The sequence below is a fragment of the Streptomyces sp. AgN23 genome (assembly GCF_001598115.1).
In the GTDB taxonomy this organism is placed as follows: Bacteria; Actinomycetota; Actinomycetes; order Streptomycetales; family Streptomycetaceae; genus Streptomyces; species Streptomyces antimycoticus.
This window is the reverse complement of the sequence record NZ_CP007153.1, coordinates 1,857,751-1,883,304: the sequence shown is the minus strand read 5'-3', so window position 1 is coordinate 1,883,304 and position 25,554 is coordinate 1,857,751. Positions and strand designations below refer to the sequence as shown.

The window sequence follows — 25,554 nt, the reverse complement described above, 5'->3', positions numbered from 1 at the left end:
TTCCCAAACTTGAAGCACCTCCATCGGCATTTTTGCCGTTGGAAGCATTTTGTATTTCCGGTCATTTTCCGGGTGGGGCATCATCGCGGCGACCCGGTATCCGTGCATTGCGGGTCCGGCGTACTGCCCCAAAGGAGATATGACATGGCGTCAGGCACCGTGAAGTGGTTCAACGCGGCCAAGGGTTTCGGCTTCATCGAGCAGGACGGTGGCGGCGCTGACGTGTTCGCCCACTTCTCGAACATCGCCGCACAGGGCTTCCGTGAGCTGCTCGAAGGCCAGAAGGTCACCTTCGACGTCGCGCAGGGTCAGAAGGGCCCGACGGCCGAGAACATCGTTCCTCTCTGATGCTGACGCGCACTTTGTAACTGGGGCCCGCATCCCTCGGGGCGCGGGCCTCGGCTACGGGCATTCTCCGAGGTTTCACCTGTGGGATGGCGCCGTCCGTGACCCCCTCACCGGGGAGCGGTCCTCTTCGGAGCTACACCCGTCGGCATCCTGGATTTCACGTCCACCTGGCGTCACCCATTTCATGGCTGCGCCCGCACCAGATTCACTGCAAGCCAGATTGGCTTTCGCATTCTATTCGGCCCGTTCTTGTGATTGCCCGCGCTGCTCTTCCGCTGCGGGAATTCCTTGATACGCGCCGTATCAAGGAAGGTTCTGAATGAACCCCTCACGTACGAACGGCCGCTCCTCCCGCCCCCGCCGCACCGACGGCCCCGCTTTCCGCTCCGGTGCCGGTGCGGGCCGGGGTAGCCGTGTCGGCTCGCCCGTCCCGGGCCGTTCAGGGGGGCAGCGCCGCTCGGGCGGCCACGGCCGGCGGCCCGCAGAGCCCCAGGGCGAGTTCGCCCTGCCGAAAACGATCACTCCCGTACTGCCCGCCGTCGAGGCGTTCGCCGATCTCGACATGCCCGAGCAGTTGCTGGCCGCGCTCACCGCACAAGACGTGAGCGTCCCGTTCCCGATCCAGGGCGCGACCCTGCCCAACAGCCTCGCGGGCCGCGACGTCCTCGGTCGCGGGCGCACCGGCTCCGGCAAGACCCTCGCCTTCGGCCTGGCCCTGCTGGCCCGCACCGCCGGACAGCGCGCCGAACCCCGCCAGCCGCTGGCCCTGATCCTCGTGCCGACGCGTGAGCTGGCCCAGCAGGTGACTGACGCGCTCACCCCCTACGCCCGCTCGGTGAAGCTGCGTCTGGCCACCGTCGTCGGCGGAATGTCGATCGGCCGTCAGGCCAGTGCGCTGCGCGGTGGCGCCGAGGTCGTCGTCGCTACGCCGGGCCGCCTCAAGGATCTTATCGGCCGGGGTGACTGCCGGCTGAACCAGGTCGCGATCACCGTCCTGGACGAGGCCGATCAGATGGCCGACATGGGCTTCATGCACCAGGTCACCGCGCTCCTGGACCAGGTCCGCCCCGAGGGCCAGCGGATGCTGTTCTCCGCCACCCTCGACCGCAACGTCGACCTCCTGGTCCGCCGCTACCTCACCGACCCGGTCGTCCACTCCGTCGACCCGTCCGCAGGTGCGGTCACCACGATGGAGCACCACGTGCTGCACATCCACGGCGCCGACAAGCTGCGGACGACGACGGAGATCGCGGCCCGCGAAGGCCGGGTGATCATGTTCCTGGACACCAAGCACGCCGTCGACCGGCTGACGCGGGACCTGCTGAACAGCGGTGTCCGGGCCGCCGCCCTGCATGGCGGGAAGTCGCAGCCGCAGCGCACCCGGACCCTGGCCCAGTTCAAGACCGGGCACGTCACCGTGCTCGTGGCGACGAACGTCGCGGCGCGCGGCATCCACGTCGACAACCTTGACCTCGTCGTCAACGTCGACCCGCCGACCGACCACAAGGAATACCTCCACCGCGGAGGTCGTACCGCGCGAGCCGGTGAGACCGGCAGTGTCGTCACCCTGGTCACCCCCAACCAGCGCCGCGACATGACCCGCCTCATGACGGCCGCCGGCATCGTGCCCCAGACCACCCAGATCCGCTCCGGCGAAGAGGCACTCAGCCAGATCACCGGTGCCCAGACCCCCTCCGGCGTCCCCGTGACGATCACCGCGCCGGTGACCGAGCGACGTAAGCGCAGCACGGCCGCACGCGGCCGGCGCAGCCCCGCTTCGGCTTCCCGGCGCGTGACCGCGCGGCAGTCCTCCTTCGACGCGAAGGCAGCCTAGAGCCTTCGTGATCAGAAAACTGACCTATCTCTGCAGGAGGCACGTTTTGACGCTGGTTCAGATGCAGCTCCGCTCGGCGAATGCCACCCCCGTGCCCAGGAACGAGGCCGACGCCGTGGACACAGCCGGGCCGCAGGTCTGCGACGACATGACCATCGAGGTCGCCCTGTCCGTCATGGCAAGCGCCCGCACCGGGCACCTGCTCGTCTGCGACGACGACGGCCTGCGTACCGGACTGGTCACCCGGGCCCAGCTCGCCGCAGTCCGCGACAGCTCCGCGTACACGGACCGGGTCCAACTGCGCGACATCCTCGGCGACCACGGGCTGTTCACCTCGCCCGTGACCACGATGACCGAAGCCGAGCACGCGATGCGCTACAGCCGGCACGCTGCCCTGCCTGTCGTCGACAAACAAGGCAGCGCTCCAGGTGTCCTCGCCCCTGCCCGCTGAACCACCTCACCGCGGCAGAACCATCCCCCTTCACTCTTCTTCCTGTGAGGCATCATGCGCTGTGTCATCGCCCGCTTCCCGTTCGACCTCACCAAAAGCGGCGTCCTGGAAGCCATGAAGGGCGTCAAGCCCGAGCAGGTCACCGGCGAGTCCGTGATCATCGGCCGGCGCACCTACCCCGTCAAGCAGGTCGGCCAGGTCATCACGCGCCAGGACCGCCGCGATTTCAGCGCCGGCGAAGTCCTCCGGGCCATGACCCAGCTCGGCTTCACCTGCCGCGGCCTTCCCCAGGCCGCCCCGCCCGCTCGCGTCCTCAACCCGTTGCAGCAGGCATCCGCGATGCTCGGCGCCCCTGCGGCCGTCTGACCGACGGGCAGGCGCGAGCTGCCACCGAAACTGCGGTGAGGGTCCGACCGGGATGCGCCGGTCGGACTCGCACCGCGTACCGAGGGTTTCTCGGCGAGGAGGTGTCACCCTCGTCGATGTGTGTACAAGACGTGCGATGCCGTCCAGGGCCCGTCATCAAACGGATCTTGCCCAAAGCAGGCGCGAGGCCAGGGAGACCGCTGCTTCATAGGCCGCGGCGGTCGTGTCATACCGGGTCGCGGTGTCCGTTTCCCTTGCCCATCGTCGGCTCCAGGCGTCCAGCCTCTCGGCGTCGGTGACCGGGCGGTCCAGCCACCGGTAGTAGGGCCGGCGGGCCAGTCCGAGCACCCGGTACGTCACCGCCACCGGCACCCGGTAAGGGGCACCGGCGGCAGTCGGCTCGCGGACGAGCGGGTACATCATCTTGCCGACGGCTTCGCCTGCGACAGACACGCCGCGGCAGTTCCCACCAGCCCGCTGCCGAACGTGGTGGCACCCCAGCCGGTCAGGAAAGCCCGGTAATCGGCCAGTCGTGCCCGGGACACCGCGGAGATCATGAAGCCGCCTGCGTGCCCTGCGGATCGCCCGCCAGGGCAAGCGCACCGGCCGAGGTCGGTGCCACCATGTCGAGCGCCTGCTCCGGTGTCCGGGCCACGCGCAGGATGCCGGCGTCGCGCACGAAACCCCGTCTCCGCAGCCGCTCGACGTAGTTGAGCAAGGGCAGCCAGTCGTCGTCCACGTCCAGGAGCACGAGGGGACCGACGTCCTGCCCGAGTGCGGCCATGGACACCACTTCGAGCACCTCGTCGAGCGTGCCGTAGCCGCCCGGAAGCGCGACGAAGGCGTCCGCGCGGTCGATCATGACGCGCTTGCGTTCCAGGAGGTCCTCCGTGAGTACGATCTGCTGTGGCGGCAGGTGGTCGTTCATCTCCTTGGCGCGCAAGAACTCCGGGATGACCCCGAGGATCGGCGCACCGCCCTCGGCGGCACCGCGCGCCACCGCGCCCATCAGGCCGGCCCCGCCCGCCCCGTAGACCAGCTGGTGGCCGCGGGCGGCCAAGCCGGCGCCGAGCTCGGCGGCGGCCTGGACGTACCGGTCCGACGGTCCCGTGGAGAAGCCACAGAAGACTCCGAGCGCCAGGGAGCTTTCAGAGGTATCCATAACTGAGCCAGCCTCCGTCGACGACCAGGGTCTGGCCGTTTATGTAGTCGGCCGCAGAGGAGGCCAGGAACAGGACGGGTCCGACGATGTCGTCCGGCCGACCGCGTCGGCCGGAGGGGATGCGCCCGACGATGGCGTCCTCGTCGAGCGCGGCCGGATGCGGGGTCTCGATGCGGATCATGCCGGGGGCGACCGCGTTGACGTTGACGTTGCGCGCCGCCCACTCCACCCCCAGGCTGCGGGTCAGCTGGAGTACGCCGCCCTTGCTCGCGGCGTACAGCGCCCGTTCCGGGAAAGCGGTGTAGGACAACAGCGAGCAGAAGTTGACGACCTTGCCATGGCCTTGCTCGAGCAGGTGCCTGCCGAAGATCTTGCAGGCCAGGAACGTGCCCATGACATTGGTTTCCAGCAGGGTCCGCGCGGATTCCGCTGGAAACCCGGCAGTGGGCCCGAGATGGAAGACGCCTGCGGCGTTGACGAGGACGTCCACGCCGCCGAACCTCTGGACCACCCGCTCGGCCGCCTCGCCCAGCGCCGCCTCGTCCGCGACGTCCACGTCCACGGCCACGCTCTCGGCGCCGAGTTCCGCGATCTCGCCTGCCACCGACTCCACCTGGGACCCGGTGCGGGCCAGCACCGCGACCCGCGCACCGCGGGCCGCGAAGCCGAGGGCGACGGCGCGCCCGATGCCCCGGCCGCCGCCGGTGACCACGACCCGCATCAGCGCGCCCGGAACTCGCCGAACCAGTGCAGCTGGTCCGGCTTGGAGCGGGTGGGCACGTTGCGGTACACGTACAGCGCCACGCACTCGAACCGGTCGGCGCTGAAGGTGGTGAGGATCTCCTCGCTGGTGATCCGGCGCGGGCCGGTACCGGCCACCATCTTGTCGGAGAAGGAGTTCAGCAGGAACAGGCCGCCGGGCTTGAGCAGGCGGTGCACCTCGTCGGCGTAGCGCGACCTGGCGTCGTCACGCATGTTGTGGAACACGAAGGAGTCGGTGACGACATCGGCCGAGGAGTCCGGCAGCGGGACGTCGAGCACGTCGCCCTCGATGAACTCGGCGTCGGCGCCCGCCAGTTCGGCCCAGCGGGTGGCCCGGGCGACGGCGTCCGCGGACAGGTCGACGCCGGTGACGTCCAGGCCCTGCACGGACAGGAAGACGGCGTCGACGCCGGGGCCGCTGCCCAGATCGATCAGGCGCTGACCGGGGGCCAGCGTGCCGTCGATCACCCGCTTGATCAGCTCCAGGCCGGGGGAGGCGTTGAACCAGGAGAGCTTGGCCAGCGACTCGTTGGCATAGACGGAGGAAAACGTGTCGGTCCAGCTCTGTGTGAAGGCAGTCATCGGGTGACCTCCTGGGTCGGGCGGCTCAGCACGGTGGCGGTGTCGTCGGTGACGAGGCGGACGTAACCGGGTACGGCCGGGATCCGGTCCTCCGGCATGGTGAGGACGACGCGGTCCTCGGAACGGGACACGACGGCGAATCCGGCGAATCGGTAGGTGACGAGCATCTGCCGGTTCCGGTCGGTGGGCCGGAAGTGGGCGACGGTGCGGGCACCGTGCGCGGCGGCGGTGCGGGCCAGCGCCGCGATGAGCGCGGTGCCGACGTTGCGGCCCATGACCCGGCAGGACATCAGCAGCAGCCGGATCGTCCACTCGGGACCGGTGGACAGCACCGCCAGCCCGATGGTGCCGTAGGTGCCGAAGCGGTCGTCGAGTTCGGCGACGATCACCCGGTGGCCGGGGTCCCGCACCAGCTCGGCCAGCTCGTCCCGGTCGAAGGTGATGCCGGTGGTGTTGAGCTGGTGGGTGCGCCGGGTCAGCTCCGCCGCGCGGTCCAGATCGCCCTCGGTCGCGTTGCGCACCCGCAACGTCATGCCCAGCGAGGACAGGAACTCCTCGGCCGGGCCCTGGAACGTCTCCTCGTGCCCGCGGCGGCGGTCCTCGGCCTGGTACATCTCCCGGCGGCGGGCGGCGTCGGCGGTCACCTGCCGCGGCAGGACCCGGCCGCCGGCGACCAGTTCGTGCAGCTTCTCCCGCGTCACGCAGCGGACTTCGGGCAGTTCCCTGGCCACCTCGGCACGTTCGAACTCCGAGTCGTCGACGAACAGCACGCTGTCGGCGCTGATGTTGAGCAGGTCCAGCAGCGTGCGCAGCGAAGCGGACTTGGCCGACCAGCCGAGCTGCGGATGCAGGAAGTACGTGTCGAGCCCGAAGTCGCGGAGCCGGTCCTCGGCGGGACCGGGCTCGTTGCGGCTGGCGACGGACTGGAGGATGCCGTGCTCGTCCAGGACGCGCACGAGGGTGCGGTTGGCGTCGGGAACGTGGAGTTCGTCGCCCTCCAGGAGCGTGCCGTCCCATAGGGTGTCGTCCAGGTCCCAGACCACGCACTTGACGGTGTTCTCGGCCGTGGCCGGGGTCATCGCTGCTTTCCTTTCCCCGCGGCGCCCTGGTCGCGCAGCAGCGCGGTGGCCACGACGTCCTGGAGCACCTCGGTGGGTCCCTCGATCACCTCGTGCACCCGGGCCGCGGCGGCCAGCCGGGCCAGCGGATGGTTCTCGGTCTGGCCCTCGGCGCCCAGCAGACGCGAGGCAGCGGCGGTCACGCTGCTGGCCGCCCGGGAGGCCAGCAGCTTGGCGCGGGCGGCGGTCACCGCCGCCGTCGGCGTGCGGTTCTCGACCTCCTGTGCCGCCGACCGCACGTAGTGGGTCGCGGACTCGGTGGCGAGGGCGGCGTCGGCGAGCAGCCCGCGCACCAGCTGGTGGTCCCCGAGCACGCGGTCCCCCGTGGAGCGGGTGGTGGCATGGCCGACGGCCAGGTCGAGCGCGGCCTGAGCGATGCCCGCCGCACCCGCCGCGACGCAGAGCCGGCCCAGGGTCAGGCACGACGTCGCGACGAACGGGATGCCGGTGCCCGGTCGCCCCACCACACGGGCGGCGGGGGCGGTCGCCCCGTCGAAGGCGACGCGGGCCAGCCGCGCGGCCCGCAGGCCCGCGGTGCGGGGTTCGGGCTCGACCCGCACCGCACCGCCCGCGTCGACCAGCGCGCAACTGTCCAGGCCCTCGGTGAGGCCGAAGACGAGGTAGGCGTCGGCGATCTGGCCGAAGGACAGCCAGCGCTTCACCCCGGTGACGCGCAGGGTGTCGCCCTCCCGGTCGATCCTGGTGGTCAGTGCCCCGGCGTCGGCTCCGCCGGTGGTCTCGGTGAGGGCGAAGGCGGCGAGCACCCGGCCGGTGGCCAGCTCGGGCAGGAACGCGTCGCGGGTCTCCCGCACCGCCCAGCGGCGCAGGGCGTGACAGACCATGGCGTGGACCACCAGCAGGCTGTGCAGGCTGGGCGAGGCGGCGGCCACCAGCCGGTGCACCTCGGTCACGTCCACCAGCGGGAGATCGCTGCCGTGGTGCGCGGTGCCGACGGTCATGCCGAGCAGTCCGTGCCCGGCCAGGAACTCGACGTCCTCGCGCGGGACGGCGCCCGCCCGTTCCCAGGTCGTGGCCAGGTCGGCGAACTGCTCGCCCCGCAGCACGTCGAGGACCGCTACCGGCACAGTGGTGCTCACGCCGCCACCCGGCGGGTGACCAGGGCGGCCAGTCCCCGCACGGAGTCGAAGTTGAGCAGTTCCAGGTCCTCGTCGGCCACCTCGACGTGGAAGGTGCGCTCGACGAAGTCGACCATCTGGACCGCGGCGATCGAGTCCAGGACGCCCCCGGAGATCAGCGGCCAGTCGTCCTCGATGTCCGGGTGGCCGCTGAGCCGGGCGATGAATTCCCGCACCACGGCGGCGATTTCCTCATGCGTGGGCGTGCTCTGAGCAGTCATCGTGTCAGCTCCCGTCGTAGGAGTAGAAACCGCGGCCGCTCTTGGCCCCGGTCCGGCCCTCGTCGACCATCCGGCGCAGGTGCGGGTGGGTGGCGAACTCGGTGGTCCCGTAGTGCTCGTGCAGGACCTCGAGCGTGCGCACGACCGTGTCGAGGCCGATCAGGTCGGCGGTGCGCAGCGGCCCGGAGGTGTGGCCGAGGCAGCCCTTGAACAGCTCGTCGACCTGGTTCGGGGTGGCGACACCGTCCGCGACGACGGCGGCCGCGAGGTTGACCACCGGCATCAGCACGCGGTTGATGACGAAGCCGGGGGCGTCGTTGACCACGACGGAGCGCTTGCCCATGCGGCCCAGCAGATCCCGGGCCGCGGCCAGCGCGGTGTCCGAAGTGGACGGGGAGCGGACGACCTCGACCATGTCGATGCGGTCGACCGGGTTCATGAAGTGCACGCCGACCACGCGGCCGGGGTCGGCAAGGCACTCCGCCAGCCGGGCGATGGGGATGGCGGAGGTGTTGGCGGCGATGGTCACGCCGGGCGCCAGCGCCTTGTCCAGCAACGGGTACAGCTCGCGCTTGCCCGATTCCGATTCGGTGGTGTTCTCCACCACGAATCCGGCGCCGGCCACGTTGGCCAGGCCGGTGCTGAAGCGGATGTCCAGCGGCCGCGGTCCCCGGCCGCCCAGCAGCGCGGCCAGCCGCTCGTGCCGCCGGACGGCCGCGCGGGCCGCGTCCAGTGCGGAGGTATCGGTGTCGACGAGGGTGACGGCGTAGCCTGCCGCCGCGGCGGCGTGGGCGACGCTGGAGCCGATGACACCGGCTCCGATCACTCCGAGCGTGGGTGCGCTCATGACACTGGGCTCCCGTGGTCGAGGGGTTCCGGTTCGTGCTCGGTGGCGGCGAGCCAGTCCTGGATCTCGCGCGTCATGCCGCCGAGGGTCGCGGAGGCGAAGACGACGGAGGAGGGCACGGCCTGTCCGGTGAGTTCCTTGAGGCCCGCGATCAGGTGCACGCCCATCAGGGAATCGCCACCGAGGTGGAAGAAGTGGTCGTCGGGATGGACTTGGCGCAGTCCGAGCAGGACCCGGAAGCGGTGGGCCAGGAACTGCCCGACGGTGGATCCGGGTGCCTCTTCCGGCGGCGCCGGCGCGGGGGTCTCGGGTGCCGGCCCGGCCTGCCGCGCCGTGGCAGGCGCCGGCCAGGGACCGGCGGGCGGCTCGGTGTCGGGCAGGTACCGGCGGCGCAGCAGGGCGCGCGGGGGCAGGTTGGCCCGGCGCGCCGGATCACGGCGCAGGCGTGGCCAGTCGGCCTCGACCCCGTGGGCCCACAGTGCTCCCAGTGCCTCCAGCAGGATCTGCCGGTCGCCGGCGTTCTCGTAGGACTGCCGCACGGTGCGCACGCACACGGCGTCCGGGTCGGCCTGGGCGATCCAGGGACGGGCGGTGCCCGGTCCCACCTCGACCAGGACCCGGTGCCGGGACAGGACCAGCCCGGCCGCCGTGCGGAACCGCACCCGGCTGACCATGTGGTCACGCCAGTAGCCGGGTTCGGGTACCTCCCCGTCCAGCCACGCGCCGAGCACGCTCGAAGCGATGGGGATGCGGGCCGGCGCCAGGTCCACGTGGCGCAGATCCTCGCCGAGCAGGGCGGCGGCGCCCGCCAACTGCGGTGTGTGGAAGGGATGCCTGGTGTCCACGGGCAACGTGGTGAACCCCGCGGCACGCAGCCGGGCGGCCAGCGTCGACACGGCTTCCGGCCGGCCGGAGAACACGCAGTGGCCCGGCCCGTTCTCGGCCGCGATCCAGGTGTCCTCCTCGGCGTAGCGCTCCACCTCCTCCGCGGCGGCGAGCACGCTGAGCATGGCGCCCGGCCCGGCGGTCTCGACCAGGTCGGCCCGGCGGGCGACGGCGGCCATCGCGTCCTTTGGCCCGACGACCCCGGCTAGTACGGCCGCCACCCATTCGCCAAGGCTGTGGCCCAGCAGCGCGGCCGGGCGGATCCCGAGGTCCATGAGCGTGCGGGCCATGGCGTGTTCCATGCAGAACAGTGACAGGTGCACCTCGCGCAGTACCCGGGGCGCGGGCGCCGAGCCGCCGCGCCGCAGCAGGGCGCGCAGGTCCACGCGGTCGCCCTGGCGGTCCGGCCCGGCCGGCTCGGTGGCGAACGACCGGCCCACGGCACCGTCGGTCAGCGTGTCCGCCACGGCCACGACGGCCTGGAGGTGGCGGGCGAACAGCGGGTCCGTACGGGCCAGTTCGGCGCCCATGCCCGGGTAGTGACTGCCGAGGCCCGGCAGCACGAACACGACCTCGGGGGCGTCGGCTGTGGCGTGGCCGCGCTGGATCCGCAGCCGGTCGCCGCCGAACGCCGCGGCCACCTCGTCCGGGGAGCGCACCACGGCGTAGGCACGATGCGGATAGCGGTGGCGTGCGGTCTGGGTCGTCCACGCCGCGTCAGCGATCCGCGAAGGGTTCTCGCCCACGTGGTCGCGCAGAGCGGCCAGGTCGACGTCCAGGGCGTCCGGGTGGTGGCTGGACAGCAGCAGCAACTCGGGATCCCGCGAAGGCGGCGTCACCGGTGCGGCGGGCGCTTCCTCCAGTACCACGTGGCAGTTCGTGCCGCCCAGGCCGAAGGCACTCACCCCGGCCCGCCGGGGCCGGCCGGGCACCGCGGGCCAGTCCAGGGCCTCGCCCAGTGGCCGCAGCGGGCCGGACCGGGCGGCCAGGTCGGCGGGCAGCCGCTCGAAGTGCGGGGTGGCGGCCAGACGCCGGTGGCGCAGCGAGAGCACCGCCTTGGCGAAGCCGGCCAGGCCCGCCGCTTCCCGCAGATGCCCGAGACCGCCCTTGACCGCCCCGACGTGGACCGGGTGGCCGGCCTCGGCGAACACCTCGGCCAGCGCCGACCACTCGGTGGAGTCCCCGATCCGGGTTCCGCTGCCGTGCGCCTCCACGTAGTCGATGTCCCCGGGCCCGAGCCCGGCCACGTCCAGTGCGGCCCGGATCACCTCGGCCTGGGCGGCGGCGTCGACCCCGGCGAAACCCGACTTGCCCCAGCCGTCGTTGTTCATGGCACTGCCCCGCACCACGGCCCAGATCTCGTCGCCGTCGCTCACCGCGTCGGCCAGCCGCTTGAAGACGACGGCGCCGACGCCGTCGCCGGGTACGGACCCGCCCGCCGCCGCGTCGAAGGGGCGGCACACCCCGTCCGGGGAGCCGATGCCGCCGAGCGGGGCGTCGTAGCCGCCGGGAGCGGGGACGCGGACCGAGGACACGGCGGCCACGGCCAGGTCGCTGCCGTGGCCGAGCAGGTCCTGCACGGCCAGGTGGACGGCGGTCAGCGCGGTGGAGCAGGCCGACTGCACGGTGACGGCGGCGCCCTGGAGGCCGAGCCGGTAGGCGACCCGGGTGGCGGCGTAGTCGCCGCGGTTGGTCACCTCCAGGGACTGGGCGTCGACGCCGGGGCGGCCGGCCAGCGCACTGCCGACCCACCGCTCGTAGTCGCTGTGGCCGACCCCGGCGTAGACGCTGACCGCCATCGTCCCGGCCCGGTCGACGTTGGCCGTGGTCAGGGCCTCGTCGACGGCCTCCAGCAGCAGCCGCTGCTGCGGATCGGTCAGCAGTGCCTCGGACGAGGCGATCCCGAAGCGGTCGCGGTCGAAGTGACCGGGGCTCGGCACCGATCCGTAGGCAGGCACGAACGTGGCAGCCGTGGCGGCCTCCCGCCGGGTGATGCTGTCTACGCCGGCTTCGAGGATGGACCAGTACCGCGCCACGCTGTCACAGCCGGGCAGCCGCACGGACAGGCCGACGACCGCGACGGCGTCCTCGTGGTCGAGCGCGTTCACCTTCAATCACCTCCTTCGACGTGGGTGGCGGTCCGAGAGTGGACGCGCCGGCGGCGGTCGGACGGCCGCCGGGCGGGTGGGCGGGCGGGCTCCTGGGCGTCCAGCAGACGGGCGTAGCCACGCGGGGTGCCGGCGGCGAACACCTCGGCCAGCGCGAACTGCCTGCCCGCCGCGGTCTCCAGCGCGCCGCGCAGCAGCATCAGACGCAGCGAGTCGCCGCCGAGGGCGAAGAAGTCGTCGTCGAGGCCGACCTGGTCCAGCCCCAGGACGCGGGCCACGAGTTCGGCGGCCCCGCGCTGCCCGGCAGTGGCCGGTTCGGCGTAGGGCACGTCGAGTTCCGGACGGCCACGGGGCACGACCCGCAGTGCCTTGCGGTCGACTTTGCCGCTGCCCAGCAGGGGCAGGGCGGGCACCGAAGCCAGCCGCGCCGGCACCATGAAGTCCGGCAACCGCCCGGCCAGGTACTCCCGCAGCCGCTGGACAGGGACCTCCTCGCCCGCGGGCACGACGTAGGCGACCAGGGCGGCCCCCTGGTCGGGATCCGGCGCGCTGACGACGGCGGCGTCGGCCACGCCCGGGTGCCCCCGCAGCACGGTCTCGACCTCCGCCGGCTCCACCCGCTGCCCGCGCACCTTGACCTGGTCGTCGGCCCGGCCCAGGTACTCCAGCTCGCCGCTGGGCAGGTACCGGGCCAGGTCCCCGGTCCGGAACACGACCGGCGGGCGACCGGGATCGTGCCGGTTGGGCAGGAACCGCTCGGCGGTCAGGTCGGGCCGCCCGAGGTAGCCGTCGGACAGCCCGGGGCCTCCGGTATGGATCTCGCCGGGGATGCCGGGCGGCACCAGCCGGCCCGCTGAGTCGCACAGGTACACGCGCATGTCGAGTGGGACGCCGACGTTGGTGCCGGGGCCGCCGGTCGCGGGGGTGGCCGGGGCCGCGGTGCGGTGGCAGACGTAGTCGGCCTCGCTGAGGGTGTAGGTGTTGTGCACCGCGAAGCCCAGCGAGCGCAGTTCGCCCTCCAGGTCCTGGCTCAGCGCCTCGCCCCCGACGAACACGTGCCGCAACGCGGGCGCCGTGCGGAACGCGGGCTGGGTCAGCAGGAGCCGCAGCATTGACGGCACGAAGCTGACGGTGGTGATGCCCTCGTCGTGGATGAGCCGGGCGAGGTACCGGTCGTCCCGGTCGCGGCCGGGCTCGGCCAGCACCGCGGTGCCACCGCCGGCCAGCGGCCAGACGAACTCCCGGAAACTGATGGGCGACTTGAGCAGGTGCCGGTCCGCCGGGCCGGGGCCGTAGAGGTCCTGTTCGAGTCGGATGCGGGAGGTGTGCATCCGGTGCGGGCGCAGCACGGCCTTGGGGGTGCCGCTGCTGCCCGAGGTGAAGAGGACGTAGGCCGTGGTGTCGGGCTGTGCGGTGTCCGGCGGGGGACCGGACGGCTGGTCGAGGGCGAGCAGGGCCTCGACCTTCCGGGCCTGCCCGCCGACGGCGGTGTGGCCACTGGCGGTGGTGAGCTGGGCCACCGGATCGGTGAGGCCGAGGATGTCCGCGGCCCGCGGTGCGGGCAGTGCCGGGTCGAGGTAGACGAACGCGCCGCCCGCCTTCCAGATGCCCAGGATGGCGGTGAACAGGACGAGGTCCCGCTCACCGGTCAGCACCACGAGGTCGCCGGGTGCCCCGAGGTACGGGAGCAGGGCGTGCGCGAACCGGTCGGAGGCCGCGTCCAGCCGGCCGTAGGTCAGTTCGGTGTCGCCGTACCGCAGGGCGACGGCATCCGGCGTGCGGGCGCTCTGCTCGCGGAAGAGGCGGTGCAAGGTGACGTCGGCGTGCGGGGTGTGCGGGGCGTTCCAGGTTTCCAGCAGGAGCGTGCGCTCCGCCGGCAGCAGCAACTCGGCGTCGCCGGCGGCCCGGTCCGGGTGCTCGGCCACTTCGTGGGCGAGCAGCGCCAGGTGTTCCGCGACCCGATCCGCACTGCCGTCGTCGAATACGGCGGCGTCGTGCGCCAGGTCCAGTACGTCACCGTCGGCGGAAAGCGTCCAGACGGGCCGGCCGAGTACGGCCGGTGGCATCTCGGCGGGGGCCGGGAGCACGGCCGTGTACAGCTCGCCCTCGGCAGGCGGCGCGGCGGGCCGCGGCCGGATGGCGCGGGCGAGTTCGCCCAGCGGGGCGGTCTCCTGGTCCGCATCGCTGTCGTGGCACACGACCGTGCGGCCGTCGTCGGCGACTGAGACGACATCCCAGCCGGCGCCGTAGCGGTGCAGCAGCAGACGGCTCAGGGCGGCCAGCCGGACCACCCCGCCGGGCCCCCGCAGCGAAGCTGCCGCCGGGCTGCTCAACCGTGCCGTGGCGTGCCGGGGCCGCGGCTCGCCGTGATCGGGAATGCGCTGCGGGAGAGTGATCATCACCGATCCCCGCCCGTCACGGTCGCCAGGCCGGCCCTGCGGCGCAGCACGGAGCGAGCCGCCGCCATACCGGTCGCGGCGCCGTAGGTGATGCCGATGATCTTCGAGGAGCTGTCGCCGACGAAGTACAGCCCGGGGATGGAGGACTCCAGGTCGTCGGAGAGCTCGATGTCGGGGAAGATCCGCTCGACAACGGGGGCGGCGACGGTGGCCGTGCCGGGCACGAGTCCCGGGTGCAGGGCGTTGAGCCGCTCGACCATGGCCAGCACGTCGCGGACCAGCGACGGGGGCAGGCACTCGCGCAGGTCGCCGTGGTGGTAGTTGATCAGGCTGGTGGTCAGCGGCCCCTCCACGGCAGGGCGCTGCGCCAACTCGTCCACGGTGGACACGACCGGAAGACCTCGGCCGTAGGCCGCGACCCTGGCCGCGAACGCGGCGGCGTGCTCGGTGCCGTCGGTCCCCTCCGGCAGGTCGACGGTGGTGAGAACACCCATGTTGGACTTGCTGGTGGGCTGGTTGAGGCAGTGCTGCCCGTCCAGGGCGACGGCGTCCAGGAAGCCGTACTGCATGACCCGGCCGCCCCCGCAGACACAGAACGTCCGCACGGAGTGGCCCTCCTCGTTGAGGAAGGACAGCTTCGGGTTGTGGCAGCCGTCCAGCAGGCGGTCGAGGTCCTCCCGCCGCGTCTCCAGGCGCACGCCCAGATCGACGCGGCGGCTGGGCCGGTGGCGCACGCCGATCCGGCCGATGAGCTCGCGCACCCACGGCAGGCCGAGCTTGCCCACGCCCACCACGACGTCATCGGCGTGGAAGGCGGCCGGCCCGTCAGGAGTGGCCGCGCGCACCTCGAACCCGCCGCCGTCCAGCGGCTCGATGTCCTCGGCGCGGTGGTGCAGCAGGACGCGGCCGCCTCTCTCCTCCAGTTCGGCCTTGAGACGGGCGATGACGACCAGGGAGTCGTCCACGGTGACGCTCTGCGAGAACGCGGTGTCGACGTGCTGGAACATCGCACCGAAGGAGTCGTCCTGTTCGGCGTGGACGGGCTCGGCGGGCGGCAAGCCCAGTTCGTAGAAGACGCGGTACGCCGTGGAGATCAGCTCCTGGGCGCGGTGGAACGAACCGAGGGCGCGCTCCAGCCCGCTGTAGGAGCGGACCGTGCCGTCCGGCGCCGACTCGATCTTGGAGCGGGTGAGCGAGGAGATGTAGCCGAGGTTGGTGTCGAAGTGGAAGGCGGCGCCGCCCAGCCCCGTCAGGCAGGTGCAGCGGGGGCACTGCAGGCGGAACTTCTCGGCGTCCCGCACGGACCGCCCGTCCATGCGGGCCACCAGGCGGGAGCACAGGCTCTCCCGCATGTCGCCGCCGGCCTCCAGCAGGGCGACGCGGCGGCCGGCCCGCACCAGGGTCAGGGCCGCGAACAGTCCGGCGGGGCCGCCGCCGATGACCACGGCGTCGCTGCGGACCGGCGTGGCGTTGGGGTCAGACATGGATCCTCCCGTTGACCGTTGGGCGCCGTTCGAGGTAGCGCTCGCGGAAGGGGCGGTAGAAGAGACGGCTGGTGTCGCGGCCTTCGGCCTCGATGCGCTCGATCAGCCACTGGCAGGTGAACGGCAGCAGGTCGAGCACGCGGCCGGGCCGCTGACCGGTGTGGGCGGCGTAGTGGCCGAGACCGCGGGCCAGGACGGCGCCGAACCAGTGCTCGCCGTCGAAGACCTGGTCGTAGAGCCAGTCGAAGCCGCGCTCCTGGTAGTCGGGAAAGACCGCGAGCGCCGTCGTGATGAGCAGGTTGACGACGTCCATGGCGGCGATGCCGGTGGCGCGGTAGTCCTCGAAGTCCAGCACCCTGGCGGTGCCGTCACGCGGGTCGCAGCGGACGTTCCACGGGCCGAGGTCGCCGTGGGTCGGCGCCAGCAGTGCCGTGCGCAGTGCCTCGTCGGCCTGCTGAACGCCGAACTCCGGCGTGCGGACGTAAGTAGCGGCCGTCTCCAGCGCGAGCTCGGGCGTGCTGGAGACCGCGGGATGCGACCGGTGCAGTTCGACGACGCGGTCCACTGCCGGGCGCAGCACCTGCCACAGGCCGTCAGGGGTGTCCACGCCCGTGACGGCGGTGGGCAGGTCGACGCCGGGCAGGTAGCTCATGGTGAACCCGCCCCCCAGCGCGTCGAGCGGAGCCGGACAGCCCAGGGGCGACGGAGGCCGGAAGGAGCGCAGGACCTCGAACTCGCCGGCGAGCTTTGGGTCGCTGTGCGACAGCGGGATCTTGGCCACCGCCACGGCCTCTCCGTCGATGTCGAGACGGACGAACGTCCGACGGCGGACCTTGCGGGCGCTGGCAGGCGTCCAGGTGCTGGTGGTCACGCGCTCCGGTGACACCTCGCCCTGCCCGGTGCGTTCCCGGTGCGCGGCCAGCATGAGTTGAATGATCTCGTCGGTGTCGACGGTGCGCTCCGCGAGATCGGCGGCGGTCACGACGTCTTCCCGGCGGGAGTGAGGCGGTCACTGACGTGGGCGAGCAGGTCGGCCAGGGCGGGGCCGCCGAGAAGCCCGCCGAGCTCGTCGACGGCGGCGTCGCGTTCCTGGTTCGTCAGCTGCCGGTAGTCGGCCAGCCGCTTGTCCAGGTAGTCGGCGAAGGAGCGGTACTCCGCCTCGTCCGAGAGGAGTTCGCGGGTGAGCCGGTCCAGCGCCCGCGTGCCCTCCAGATCGTCCTCCGGTACCTTGAACCGGGTGCCGAGGTCGATGAGGCTGGCCGCGTTGTCACCGATCGCGGTACCGCGCAGGGCCCGCAGGTTGGTTACATGCCCGTAGTGCTGTTCGGGCAGCAGCAGCGGGAGTTTGCGCAGGATGACCGCCTCGTGTAACGAGGTGAGGCTGGGCGGCACCGCGTACAACGGGGCGTGGGCCAGGTGCCGCAGGAAGTCCTTGTGCGGCAACATGGTGTACTCGATCTCGACGCCTCCGTGGGTCTCGGTCACCGATTCGCGGAACGCACCACCGCACACCAGGACGCGGCGCAGCTCGGGCTGCGCCGCGGCGAGTTCGGCGACCCACCGGCGCAGCAGGTCGAGATAGGCGTTGTGGGACTCGTAATTCAGGAAGAAGTTCTGGAAGCCACCCAAGTTGATCAGTAGGTCGGGAATGCGGTCCGGGGCGGGAGCGGACAACGCGGCATCCAGCGCGCCTCGGTCCACGATGGGGCCGCACAGCTCGATGTGGCTCGCGCCCGCCCTGGTCAGGGAGTCGATGCGCGCCGCGACACCGGGGAAGTTCTGCGCGTAGGACCGGGTGGCCAGCAGGTGGGCCAGCAGGATGCGCTCGTGCGGCGTCAGCGTGTCGAAGACGAACCGCGCGGTCTCGTCGTCGGACCAGCGCACGAGCTGAGCGCGGGCGGCCAGTTCCTCAATGCTGCGCTCGGTGAGCCAGAAGCTCAGCAGGCTGTCGAAGAACAGCACCGGCACGTCGGCACGCACCGCCCAGAACACCAGCTCCGCGTCCATCACGCTGACCACGAAGTCGGCCTCGGCCAGGCCGGCCGCCACGTCCTCGTACCGCTGGGTGTCGCCCTCGCTGATGTTGGTGAAGCGGTGCACGTGGCGCCGCGCGAAGTCCAGCGCGACGTCGCGGCCCGTGAAGTCGATCGTGGCGCCCTCGAACAGCGGCGATATGGCGGTCAGTTTGGAGATGGGTCCGAAGCCGCAGGCCTGGGCGCTGGAGAGGATCCTCATCGTCACGCTTCCCTCGTCTTCCGGTTGCGGTAGCTCAGTACGGCGGACCGGATGCTCTGGCCGTCGACGCCGTAGAAACGGAGAAGGTCCTGGTGGGCGGCGACCGGCGGGTACCGGTGGTCGGTGTGCAGGCTGATCACCGCCGGACCGCGGCGGCCGAGTGCCTCCGCGGTGGACGGACCGAGACCGCCGGGCGCCAGGGATTCCGCCGCGGTCACGACGAGCGGCCGGCGGCCGGCGAGCTCTCGGATCGCGGTGGCGGGAAAGGGGTGCAGGGTGGTCACCGAGGCGACAGCCGCCGCCACCCCGTCCGCGGCCAGCCCGTCCGCGGCGTCGAGTGCCTCGGCCACGCATCGCCCGGTTGCCAGGACCAGGACGTCCTCGCCGTCCCGCAGCAGCCGGGGCCCGCGGGGATCACTCTCGGAAGCCGCGGCCGGCAGCACGGGATCAGGACGCGCGGAGAGCCGCACGTAGGCCGGTCCCGAGGGGTCGGCCAGCAGCGTTCGCACCACGGAGACGGCGTCGGCGGCATCGGCCGGGCAGTACACCCTCATGCCGGGCATGGCCGACATCAGGGTGATGTCGTCCGGGGCGTGGTGGGTGGGGCCGAGCGGGCCATAGCCGAAGCCGCCGCCCACGCCGAGCAGTACGACCGGCAGGCCGGGCACGCATACGTCCAGCCGGATCTGTTCGTTGGCCCGGCGGACCAGGAACGGCGCCATGGCGGCGGCCACCGGACGCAGGCCGGCGCGGGCCAGCCCCGCGGCGACGCCGACCAGATTGGCCTCGGCGATGCCCGCGTCCACATAGCGACGCGGATCCTGCTCGAGGACCTGGGTGAACAAGGCCCGTCCGTCCGCACCCAGGGCGATCAGGCTGGGGTCGGCGTCCACGGCGGCGGCCAGCACCGGAGCGAGCGCGGCTCGCATGCTCCGCGGCGGGATGGATGTGTGGTGCGGCGGGATGGATGTGGTGGTCAAGGTAGTCTCCTCACGCCGTCGCGGTCAGCGCCGCGACGGCGATCCGGCGTTGGGCGGCGTCCAGCTCTCCCATGTGCCAGGCGGGATCACCCTCGGCGAAGGGAACGCCTCTGCCCTTGGTGGTGTGGGCGATCAGCACCGCCGGGCCGTCACCGGCCTCCAGCGCGGTGACGGCGTCGGCGACAGCCGTGATGTCGTGGCCGTCGCTCTCGCCGACCCGCCAGCCGAAGGCACGCCACTTGTCCGCCAGGGGTTCCAGCGCGCAGACCTCTTCCGTGTCACCCTCCTGCTGAAGGCGGTTGCGGTCGACGACGGCCACGAGGTTGCCGAGCCGGTGGTGGGCGGCGAACTGCGCCGCCTCCCAGTTGCTGCCCTCGTCGAGCTCGCCGTCGCCCGTGATCACGTAGACCCGGCGGTCCTTGCCCGCGAGCCGTGCGCCCAGCGCCAGGCCGCTTGCGAGGGACAGGCCGTGGCCCAGCGCCCCGGTGGCCGCCTCGATCCCGGGAATACCGTCCGAGGGGTGCCCTGGCAGCTCATTCAGGTCCGTGGTCAGCACGCCCAGTTCGGCGAGCACGGCGTACAGGCCGTAGACGCCGTGGCCCTTGCTGAGGACGAGCTGATCGCGGTCCGGCCAGTCGGGGCGGGCCGGGTCGCGACGCAAAATCCTGGTGTAGAGCGCGACCAGCACGTCGATCAGCGAAAGCGCGGGGCCCAAGTGGATGGCCTTGCGCGCCGCCAGTTCGACGACGCGGAGTCGGGCCCGCCTGGCCAGTTCGTCCACGTTCGACATAAGGAACACTCCTCGCGAGAACGGGGTTGGAATGAGCCGGATAAGCGCGGGACAAAGCCGTCTGGCTTCTAGACGCAGAAAGGTCTTCCATGATTTCGTGCGAAACTTCCTCGCTCAGATCCCGTTCGGCCGCGTAAGCCATGTCGATGATCGTGCGACTCCAACACCTGTTCACCCGCGACGTCGCTCAACGCCTTGACGAAGGCCGGACTGGTGTAGAGAGCGACAGCCGCGCCCGCGAACGACACGGCCACCGGAGTCCGGATTCCGCCTGAACGGCTTCTCGCCAGTCTCAGCCAGCCCTCCACCTCCTGATCGAGACCGGGGCAGATGCCCACCCGCGGTCGAGAAGGTCGTCTCCGCCGCTCCCGGTGGGCCCGAAAGAAACGTATCGCTTTTTTGTATCAGCCTGGATCGCCCGGTTGCCAGTAATCTAAATGCGACCTAAACGCCCGCCTATACCTCGCCTAAATGAAGTATCGTCGACGCCTCGAAATCTTGGACAGCCGCTCGTTGCCGTGTTGTGATGGGAGCCACGGCGTCCGTGATCACCACAGGCCGGCTGCGAATCGAGCCGCGTACACCAGAAATTCGCTTCGAGGGGGCACCATGATGTCGATGCGTCGCCCGCGGTACGAGAGCGTCTCTGACAGAGCGCCAGTCCCATACGGTACTGCATGGCTCAAACCGGCCGACCCGAGCAGCTGCGCGAACGGGTTCTGACCGTGAGCGGGGTGCGGATGACGCCCGGCTCTGGTTTCCGGCACGGCACGAACGACAGGGTGCGGATGTCAATCGGCGTGCGCTCGGGCACATCGACGCCCCGTTCGACCGGCCCCGACAGCTGACCCTGCCGGCCAATACGGCTTCGCGCGCATGGACATCCTTGTTCTCTGCCCCATCCTTTTCCGGAAAGGACCATTCATGTCTGCTGGCTACGGGCGGCTGATCTGGCGCAACGGTGTCCTCTTGCCGTGGGAGGAGGCCACCGTCCACATCAGCTCAGTGGGCCACGCCTCGGTCTCAGCCGCGTTCGAAGGCGTGCACGCGTACTGGAGCAGCACGCGGGAGACGCTCCACGGCTTCCGGTTGCGCGACCACATGCAACGCCTGCTCGAATCGCTGCGGATGAGCTGGATGGAGCCCGAGTTCGACGCGGACGCGCTCGTCACCGCGACGGTCGAACTCCTCGCGTCCTGGCAGACCACGGGTAAGGACCTGCACATCCGCCCGTGGGGCTTCGCCGCCGGAACGCATCGCCAGCAGATGGTGCCGCGCGGCACCCCGGCCGAGATCGCCATCGAGACCTGGGAGTTCGAGAGCAAGCTGCGCCAAGGCCGCACCTGCACGCTCGCGGTCAGCTCGTGGCCGCGGTTCAACCACGGTGCCTCACCGGCGTCGATGAAGGTGTTCTCCAACTACCACAACGGCCGACTGGGCAACATCGACGCCAGAGCACGCGGGGCCGACTGGCCGATCTTCCTCAACACAGGCGGCCACGTCACCGAGTCGTCGGGGTCGTGCATCGCCCTGGTCGAACGCGGCCGGCTGGTCACCCCGGCCCTGTCCGACGGTGTGCTGGACAGCATCACCCGACGCACGCTCATCCAGCTGGTCCAGGAGGAGCTCGGCCTCGACGTGGAGACCAGGCCGGTGGAGCGCACCGAGCTGTACCTCGCCGACGAGATCTTCCTCATGGGCACCTCGGCCGAGGTGCTGCCCGCCGTCGAGGTGGACGGCTTCCCGGTCGGCGACGGCAAGACCGCGGGTGAGATCACGCAGGCGATCGAGGCCTGCTACCACGACACCGTGCGAGCCGTGACCGGCAAGCACGACGAATGGCTGACCCCGGTGCACCTCGACCGAGCTCCTGGCGCGCCGTCGGTCCCCTCCCTCACTGGTTCGAGCGATGCCGGGAGTGCGAAGTGAAGCGTCTCGTCCATGCCGTCGTGGGCTGCGGCCGTGTCGCCCCCAACCACGTCGACGGCTTCTCCGTCCTGCCCGACGTGGAGGTGCGCTGGGCCTGCGACCGCGATCTCACGACCGCCCAGTCGCTGGCTCGCGCGCACGGCCTGCCGCGCGTCACGACGGACGTGCGCGAGGTGCTGGCCGACCCGGAGGTGGACAGCGTCTCCGTCGCGACCGGGCACGCCACGCACCACGGGCTGGCCGCGGCGGCGCTCGAAGCGGGCAAGCACGTGCTCGTGGAGAAGCCGCTCGCCCTCAGCGCCGAGGACGGCGCGGCCCTGACGTCCCTCGCCGAGCGCGCCGGACGGGTGCTGTCGGTCGTCTCCCAGCACCGCTACGACCGCGTCGTCACCGCCGTCCGGGACTGGATCGGGGCCGGCCTGCTCGGCAGCCTCGTCTCGGGCGTGGTCAGCCTGCAGTGCGGCCGCGACGACGCGTACTACGCGGGCAGTGACTGGCGCGGCACCTACGCGGGTGAGGGTGGCTCGGCGCTGGTCAACCAGGGCTACCACGCGCTCGACGTGACCCGCTGGCTGACCGGCGGGCTCGCGGTGGTCGGCGCGGCCGCCGGGCACACCGCGCCGCGGGGCGGCATGGAGACCGAGGACACCCTCGCGGCTCTGCTGCGCGGCCCGCAGGGCGCGCTGGTGACCTACCAGGTCACCGTGGCCAGCAGCATCACCTGGCGCACCCGCGTCGAGATCATCGGCACCGGAGGGTCGGTCCTGTTCGACCTCGACCACCCCGGGACCCTGCACGTGGCGGAAGGCAACGAGGAGCTGCGCGCGGCGGCGGCAGAACTCGCCTCAGCGGAGGTGGAGCAGGCTCCGCCGGGGATCGGCTACTACGGCATCTCCCACCGCCGGCAGATCGCGGACTTCGCGGCGGCCGTGCGGGACGGGCACAAGATGATCGCCGACGAACGGGCCGGGCTGGAGACCCTGATCCTGCTCCAGGACATCTATCGTGCGGCCCGGCACGAGGTGGCGTCTCCCGTCCTCTCAGCGCTCAGGAGCTGAGTCACCGGTGGCAGAGACCGTGGCTGCGGTCGGCGCCGAGCCGCCCGGCGGCCTGCCCCGCGTGCTGAACCGGCGACGGCGGAGGAATTCCATTCGTCAAGCGGTTTCTGGAAGCGAGTGAAGGGGAGTCCGAAGCATGCTGCACGATGTCACCGATGCCACGCGCCGGTTTATCGGTTTGCTGGACGCCGACCAACGCGAACACGCGATGCGCTCGGTCACCGACGACGATCTCAGGCACCGCTGGGGATACGCCCCCGGCATACGACCTGGCCTGGTCCTCGGCGATCTGCGGCGAGACCAGCGCAAGGCGGTGCACGGCATGCTCGCGACAGTGCTCAGTCCTCACACCTACACGCAGGCCGCGGCGGTCATGGCGCTGGAAGACGTCCTCGACCACCGAGAGGGCGGGCACCGCGACCGTCACAGCGGCGACTACTGGACAATCCTCTTCGGCACCCCGGACGGCGACGAACCGTGGGGATGGCGCATCGAAGGCCACCACCTGTCGGTGAACGTCCTCGTCGCCGACGGCCGCGTCTCGGCGACACCGTTCTTCCTCGGCGCGAACCCGGCCCGCGTCACCTACCGCGGCCGCGTCGTCGGCCAACCGTTGCTGTTCGAAGAGGAACTCGCCCGCGAACTCCTCGACCGCATGGACCCGACCGCCCGCCGCCTCGCCGTCGTGTCGGACCTCACGCCACACGACATCCGCAGCAGCGATTCCCCGCGCGTCAACCCATCGGAACCGGTCGGCGTGACCCCGGCGCAACTCAGCAAGCCCGCCGGCGAGCTACTGCTCGACATCGTCCGCTTCTACCTCGACCGGCTCAGGCACGAACTGGCCGACGAGGAGTTCGCGCGGATCGACCAGGAACGCCTGCACTTCTCGTGGGAGGGTTCGCTGCGGCGCGGCGAAGGCCACTATTACCGCGTCCAGGGCCCGGAACTGCTTATCGAGTACGACAACACATTCAACGAGGCCAACCACATCCACACCGTCTGGCGTCGCCATTGCGGTGACTTCGGCGACGACCTCCTTGCCGCCCACTGCGACGCGTCACGGCACACTGTCGCCCTTGGAGCGGCCCAGAACGGTTGAGGAACCCGGGAGGAAACCGATGGACGTCCGTCTGGACGGCCGCAGCGCCATCATCACAGGTGCCAGCAAGGGTCTCGGACTCGCGATGGCCAAGGAATTCGCTGCCTCCGGCGCCAATGTGGCGATCCTGGCCCGCGATCCCGATACGCTGGCCGCAGCCAAGGCTGTTACATCGGCCGGTGCCCAGGGACGGGTCGAAACCTTCGGCTGCGACGTTTCCAAAGCCGCCGACATCCAGAATGCCTATGATGCGGTCGTCGGCGCGTTCGGGCAGGTCGATATCCTGATCAACAATGCCGGCCAGACCCGGTCCATGCCGTCGGACCAGATTACCGATGACATCTGGCAGGAAGACCTGGATCTGAAGGTTTTCGCGGCGATCCGCTTTACCCGGCTTGTCTGGCCGGGTATGAAGCAACGCACATGGGGCCGGATCATCAACGTGCTCAACACCGGGGCCAAGACACCGCAGGCCAATGGTGCCCCCACGGTGGTGTCGCGTGCGGCCGGCATGGCGCTGATGAAGGTCCTCGCCGGTGAGGGCGCCCCGCATGGCATCCTGGTCAACGCCATGCTCGTCGGCCAGATCGTGTCGGATCAGATCGTGCGTCGTTACAGGGCCGAGGGCACGAACGTTTCATTCGAGGACTATGTTGCCAAGGCCGGCGCCAATATCCCGGTCGGCCGCATGGGCAAGGCCGAGGAGTTCGCCGCCATGGCCTGCTTCCTGTGCTCGGATCACGCGGGCTTCACCGCCGGGACGGCGATCAATATGGACGGCGGCGCATCGCCCGTGGTGTGAGGCCGCCGCGTCGCGGTCCGGGCCAGCATTCTTTGCGTCCCCGTGACGCAGGCGATCTACCGAACTCCGGTCCGAACCCCGGACCGCACCGGGGCGGTGCGGGAGCCCATCTGCGCCCCCCCGCACGTCCGATGTCAGGACTCCACCGGCGACCGGTGCGAGCGCAGTCGCGAGGCGACGGCGCTCGAGATGGCCCGTTTGGCCCGGCCGACGTCGTCGGACCGCACGATGTCGTGCACCTCCACCAGGTCGCCGCCGGGCTCCAGACCGAGCCTGTCCGAGAACGTCCGACGGGCGTTGCCGAACACCCGTAGCGCCTGGGCACGATGACGAGACAGGAGAAACGCCAGCATCAGCTGTTGGTGCAGGATCTCGTTGAGCGGATTCCGCGGCACTTGCTGAGTGAGGAAGCCTATTGCCTCGTGGTACAGGCCGGCGCTGAGCTGCGCCCAGGCGGTGAGTTCCACGCATTCGGTGCGCGACTGCCGCAGCCATGAATCGAACGAGCTGAGGATCGGCCCCGCACACACGCCCCCCACCAGGCTGCCCCGGTGCAGGGCGAGCGCGTTGCGCCACGCCCGCGCCGCCTCCTCGTGATCACCGTTGGCCATGCTGAGATGGCCGTCGGCGCGATACCGGCCGAACAGCTGCACGTCCAGCTGCTGACCGCGGACAAGCATGGTGTAGCCGGGGAACTGGCTGTCGACGACCCCATTCCCGATCTGGTCCCTCAGCTTGGAGATGTAGACGTAGATGGCGTCCCGGGCCCGCCGTGGCGGCTGGTGCCACACCTCGCCGATCAACTCCTCGACGCTGACCACGCGGCCGCTCCGGACCAGCAGGGTGGTCAGGATCACTGACAGGTTTCGCGACCGGATCGGGTGGGGGCGACCGTCGACGACGAGGCGGGGTGGACCGAGGATCTCGAAGCGCAAGTCGTGGGTCATGGTTCACG

The 25,554-nt window shown here is 71.1% G+C and carries 24 protein-coding genes; 8 read left to right on the top strand and 16 right to left on the bottom strand.

Translation table 11 applies throughout. From position 1 onward, the window contains the following. Window positions 1-144 precede the first annotated feature (144 nt). The 4 genes from AS97_RS08315 (at window position 145) to AS97_RS08300 (ending at window position 2,999) form a co-directional block, all read left to right on the top strand. Window positions 145-348 carry a cold-shock protein gene (locus AS97_RS08315; RefSeq protein WP_059143086.1) on the top strand — a complete coding sequence of 68 codons (204 nt, stop codon included), beginning with the start codon at window positions 145-147 and terminating at the stop codon, window positions 346-348. A gap of 319 nt (window positions 349-667) precedes the next feature. Next, a complete protein-coding gene (locus AS97_RS08310; protein ID WP_086708820.1) occupies window positions 668-2,182 on the top strand; it encodes a DEAD/DEAH box helicase in 1,515 nt (504 codons plus the stop codon). Between the two features lie 46 nt (window positions 2,183-2,228). Beyond that, window positions 2,229-2,633: a CBS domain-containing protein gene (locus AS97_RS08305; RefSeq protein ID WP_086708819.1), complete on the top strand. Its 405-nt coding sequence runs from the start codon at window positions 2,229-2,231 to the stop codon at window positions 2,631-2,633. Between the two features lie 54 nt (window positions 2,634-2,687). Beyond that, complete coding sequence (locus AS97_RS08300) at window positions 2,688-2,999, top strand: SCO5918 family protein (RefSeq protein WP_059143083.1); 312 nt, start codon at window positions 2,688-2,690, stop codon at window positions 2,997-2,999. 156 nt (window positions 3,000-3,155) lie between these two features. Here AS97_RS08300 and AS97_RS08295 read toward each other — a convergent pair whose 3' ends face one another. The 15 genes from AS97_RS08295 to AS97_RS08225 form a co-directional block, all read right to left on the bottom strand. After that, complete coding sequence (locus tag AS97_RS08295; protein WP_086708818.1) at window positions 3,156-3,452, bottom strand: hypothetical protein; 297 nt, start codon at window positions 3,450-3,452, stop codon at window positions 3,156-3,158. A gap of 100 nt (window positions 3,453-3,552) precedes the next feature. Beyond that, window positions 3,553-4,161, bottom strand: coding sequence for a TIGR00730 family Rossman fold protein (locus AS97_RS08290; RefSeq protein WP_059143081.1), 609 nt, complete (start codon window positions 4,159-4,161; stop codon window positions 3,553-3,555). Beyond that, window positions 4,148-4,882, bottom strand: coding sequence for an SDR family oxidoreductase (locus tag AS97_RS08285; RefSeq protein WP_059143080.1), 735 nt, complete (start codon window positions 4,880-4,882; stop codon window positions 4,148-4,150). Before AS97_RS08285 ends, AS97_RS08290 begins: the two co-directional genes overlap by 14 nt. Beyond that, complete coding sequence (locus tag AS97_RS08280; protein ID WP_059143079.1) at window positions 4,882-5,505, bottom strand: class I SAM-dependent methyltransferase; 624 nt, start codon at window positions 5,503-5,505, stop codon at window positions 4,882-4,884. Before AS97_RS08280 ends, AS97_RS08285 begins: the two co-directional genes overlap by 1 nt. Continuing rightward, window positions 5,502-6,584 carry an HAD-IIIC family phosphatase gene (locus AS97_RS08275; protein WP_059143078.1) on the bottom strand — a complete coding sequence of 361 codons (1,083 nt, stop codon included), beginning with the start codon at window positions 6,582-6,584 and terminating at the stop codon, window positions 5,502-5,504. Before AS97_RS08275 ends, AS97_RS08280 begins: the two co-directional genes overlap by 4 nt. Beyond that, the gene (locus AS97_RS08270; protein WP_210564630.1) at window positions 6,581-7,720 is read right to left on the bottom strand and encodes an acyl-CoA dehydrogenase family protein; all 1,140 of its coding nucleotides are present in this window, start codon (window positions 7,718-7,720) and stop codon (window positions 6,581-6,583) included. Before AS97_RS08270 ends, AS97_RS08275 begins: the two co-directional genes overlap by 4 nt. Continuing rightward, window positions 7,717-7,980 (bottom strand): acyl carrier protein, encoded by a 264-nt coding sequence (locus AS97_RS08265; protein WP_063804846.1) that lies wholly within the window; start codon window positions 7,978-7,980, stop codon window positions 7,717-7,719. Before AS97_RS08265 ends, AS97_RS08270 begins: the two co-directional genes overlap by 4 nt. Window positions 7,981-7,984: 4 nt before the next feature. After that, on the bottom strand, window positions 7,985-8,827 hold the full coding sequence (locus tag AS97_RS08260; protein WP_210564629.1) for a 3-hydroxyacyl-CoA dehydrogenase family protein: 843 nt from the start codon (window positions 8,825-8,827) through the stop codon (window positions 7,985-7,987). Continuing rightward, window positions 8,824-11,820, bottom strand: a complete 2,997-nt coding sequence (locus AS97_RS08255) for a type I polyketide synthase (RefSeq protein WP_210564628.1) — start codon at window positions 11,818-11,820, stop codon at window positions 8,824-8,826. The genes AS97_RS08260 and AS97_RS08255 overlap by 4 nt, the downstream gene beginning before the upstream one ends. Window positions 11,821-11,822: 2 nt before the next feature. After that, window positions 11,823-14,219, bottom strand: a complete 2,397-nt coding sequence (locus tag AS97_RS08250) for a non-ribosomal peptide synthetase (protein WP_210564627.1) — start codon at window positions 14,217-14,219, stop codon at window positions 11,823-11,825. After that, on the bottom strand, window positions 14,219-15,703 hold the full coding sequence (locus tag AS97_RS08245; protein ID WP_125755750.1) for an NAD(P)/FAD-dependent oxidoreductase: 1,485 nt from the start codon (window positions 15,701-15,703) through the stop codon (window positions 14,219-14,221). Before AS97_RS08245 ends, AS97_RS08250 begins: the two co-directional genes overlap by 1 nt. Further along, on the bottom strand, window positions 15,696-16,685 hold the full coding sequence (locus AS97_RS08240; RefSeq protein WP_086708002.1) for a phosphotransferase: 990 nt from the start codon (window positions 16,683-16,685) through the stop codon (window positions 15,696-15,698). The genes AS97_RS08245 and AS97_RS08240 overlap by 8 nt, the downstream gene beginning before the upstream one ends. Further along, complete coding sequence (locus tag AS97_RS08235) at window positions 16,682-17,938, bottom strand: hypothetical protein (protein ID WP_210564626.1); 1,257 nt, start codon at window positions 17,936-17,938, stop codon at window positions 16,682-16,684. Before AS97_RS08235 ends, AS97_RS08240 begins: the two co-directional genes overlap by 4 nt. Window positions 17,939-17,940: 2 nt before the next feature. Beyond that, entirely contained in the window at window positions 17,941-18,918 is a 978-nt protein-coding gene (locus AS97_RS08230) for a transketolase C-terminal domain-containing protein (protein WP_059143070.1), read from the bottom strand. A 10-nt stretch (window positions 18,919-18,928) separates the two neighbouring features. Beyond that, a complete protein-coding gene (locus AS97_RS08225; RefSeq protein WP_059143069.1) occupies window positions 18,929-19,708 on the bottom strand; it encodes a transketolase in 780 nt (259 codons plus the stop codon). A 924-nt stretch (window positions 19,709-20,632) separates the two neighbouring features. Between AS97_RS08225 and AS97_RS08220 the strand changes: the two genes are divergently transcribed. From AS97_RS08220 to AS97_RS08205, 4 genes are all read left to right on the top strand, one after another. After that, window positions 20,633-21,637: an aminotransferase class IV gene (locus AS97_RS08220; RefSeq protein ID WP_063804845.1), complete on the top strand. Its 1,005-nt coding sequence runs from the start codon at window positions 20,633-20,635 to the stop codon at window positions 21,635-21,637. Continuing rightward, window positions 21,634-22,695, top strand: a complete 1,062-nt coding sequence (locus tag AS97_RS08215; RefSeq protein ID WP_059143068.1) for a Gfo/Idh/MocA family oxidoreductase — start codon at window positions 21,634-21,636, stop codon at window positions 22,693-22,695. Before AS97_RS08220 ends, AS97_RS08215 begins: the two co-directional genes overlap by 4 nt. A gap of 136 nt (window positions 22,696-22,831) precedes the next feature. Then, window positions 22,832-23,797 carry a DUF3500 domain-containing protein gene (locus tag AS97_RS08210; protein ID WP_125755754.1) on the top strand — a complete coding sequence of 322 codons (966 nt, stop codon included), beginning with the start codon at window positions 22,832-22,834 and terminating at the stop codon, window positions 23,795-23,797. A gap of 19 nt (window positions 23,798-23,816) precedes the next feature. Then, window positions 23,817-24,599 carry an SDR family oxidoreductase gene (locus AS97_RS08205; RefSeq protein WP_059143066.1) on the top strand — a complete coding sequence of 261 codons (783 nt, stop codon included), beginning with the start codon at window positions 23,817-23,819 and terminating at the stop codon, window positions 24,597-24,599. Window positions 24,600-24,733: 134 nt separating this feature from the next. Here AS97_RS08205 and AS97_RS08200 read toward each other — a convergent pair whose 3' ends face one another. Continuing rightward, window positions 24,734-25,546: an AfsR/SARP family transcriptional regulator gene (locus AS97_RS08200; protein WP_059143065.1), complete on the bottom strand. Its 813-nt coding sequence runs from the start codon at window positions 25,544-25,546 to the stop codon at window positions 24,734-24,736. Between the last annotated feature and the right edge of the window lie 8 nt (window positions 25,547-25,554).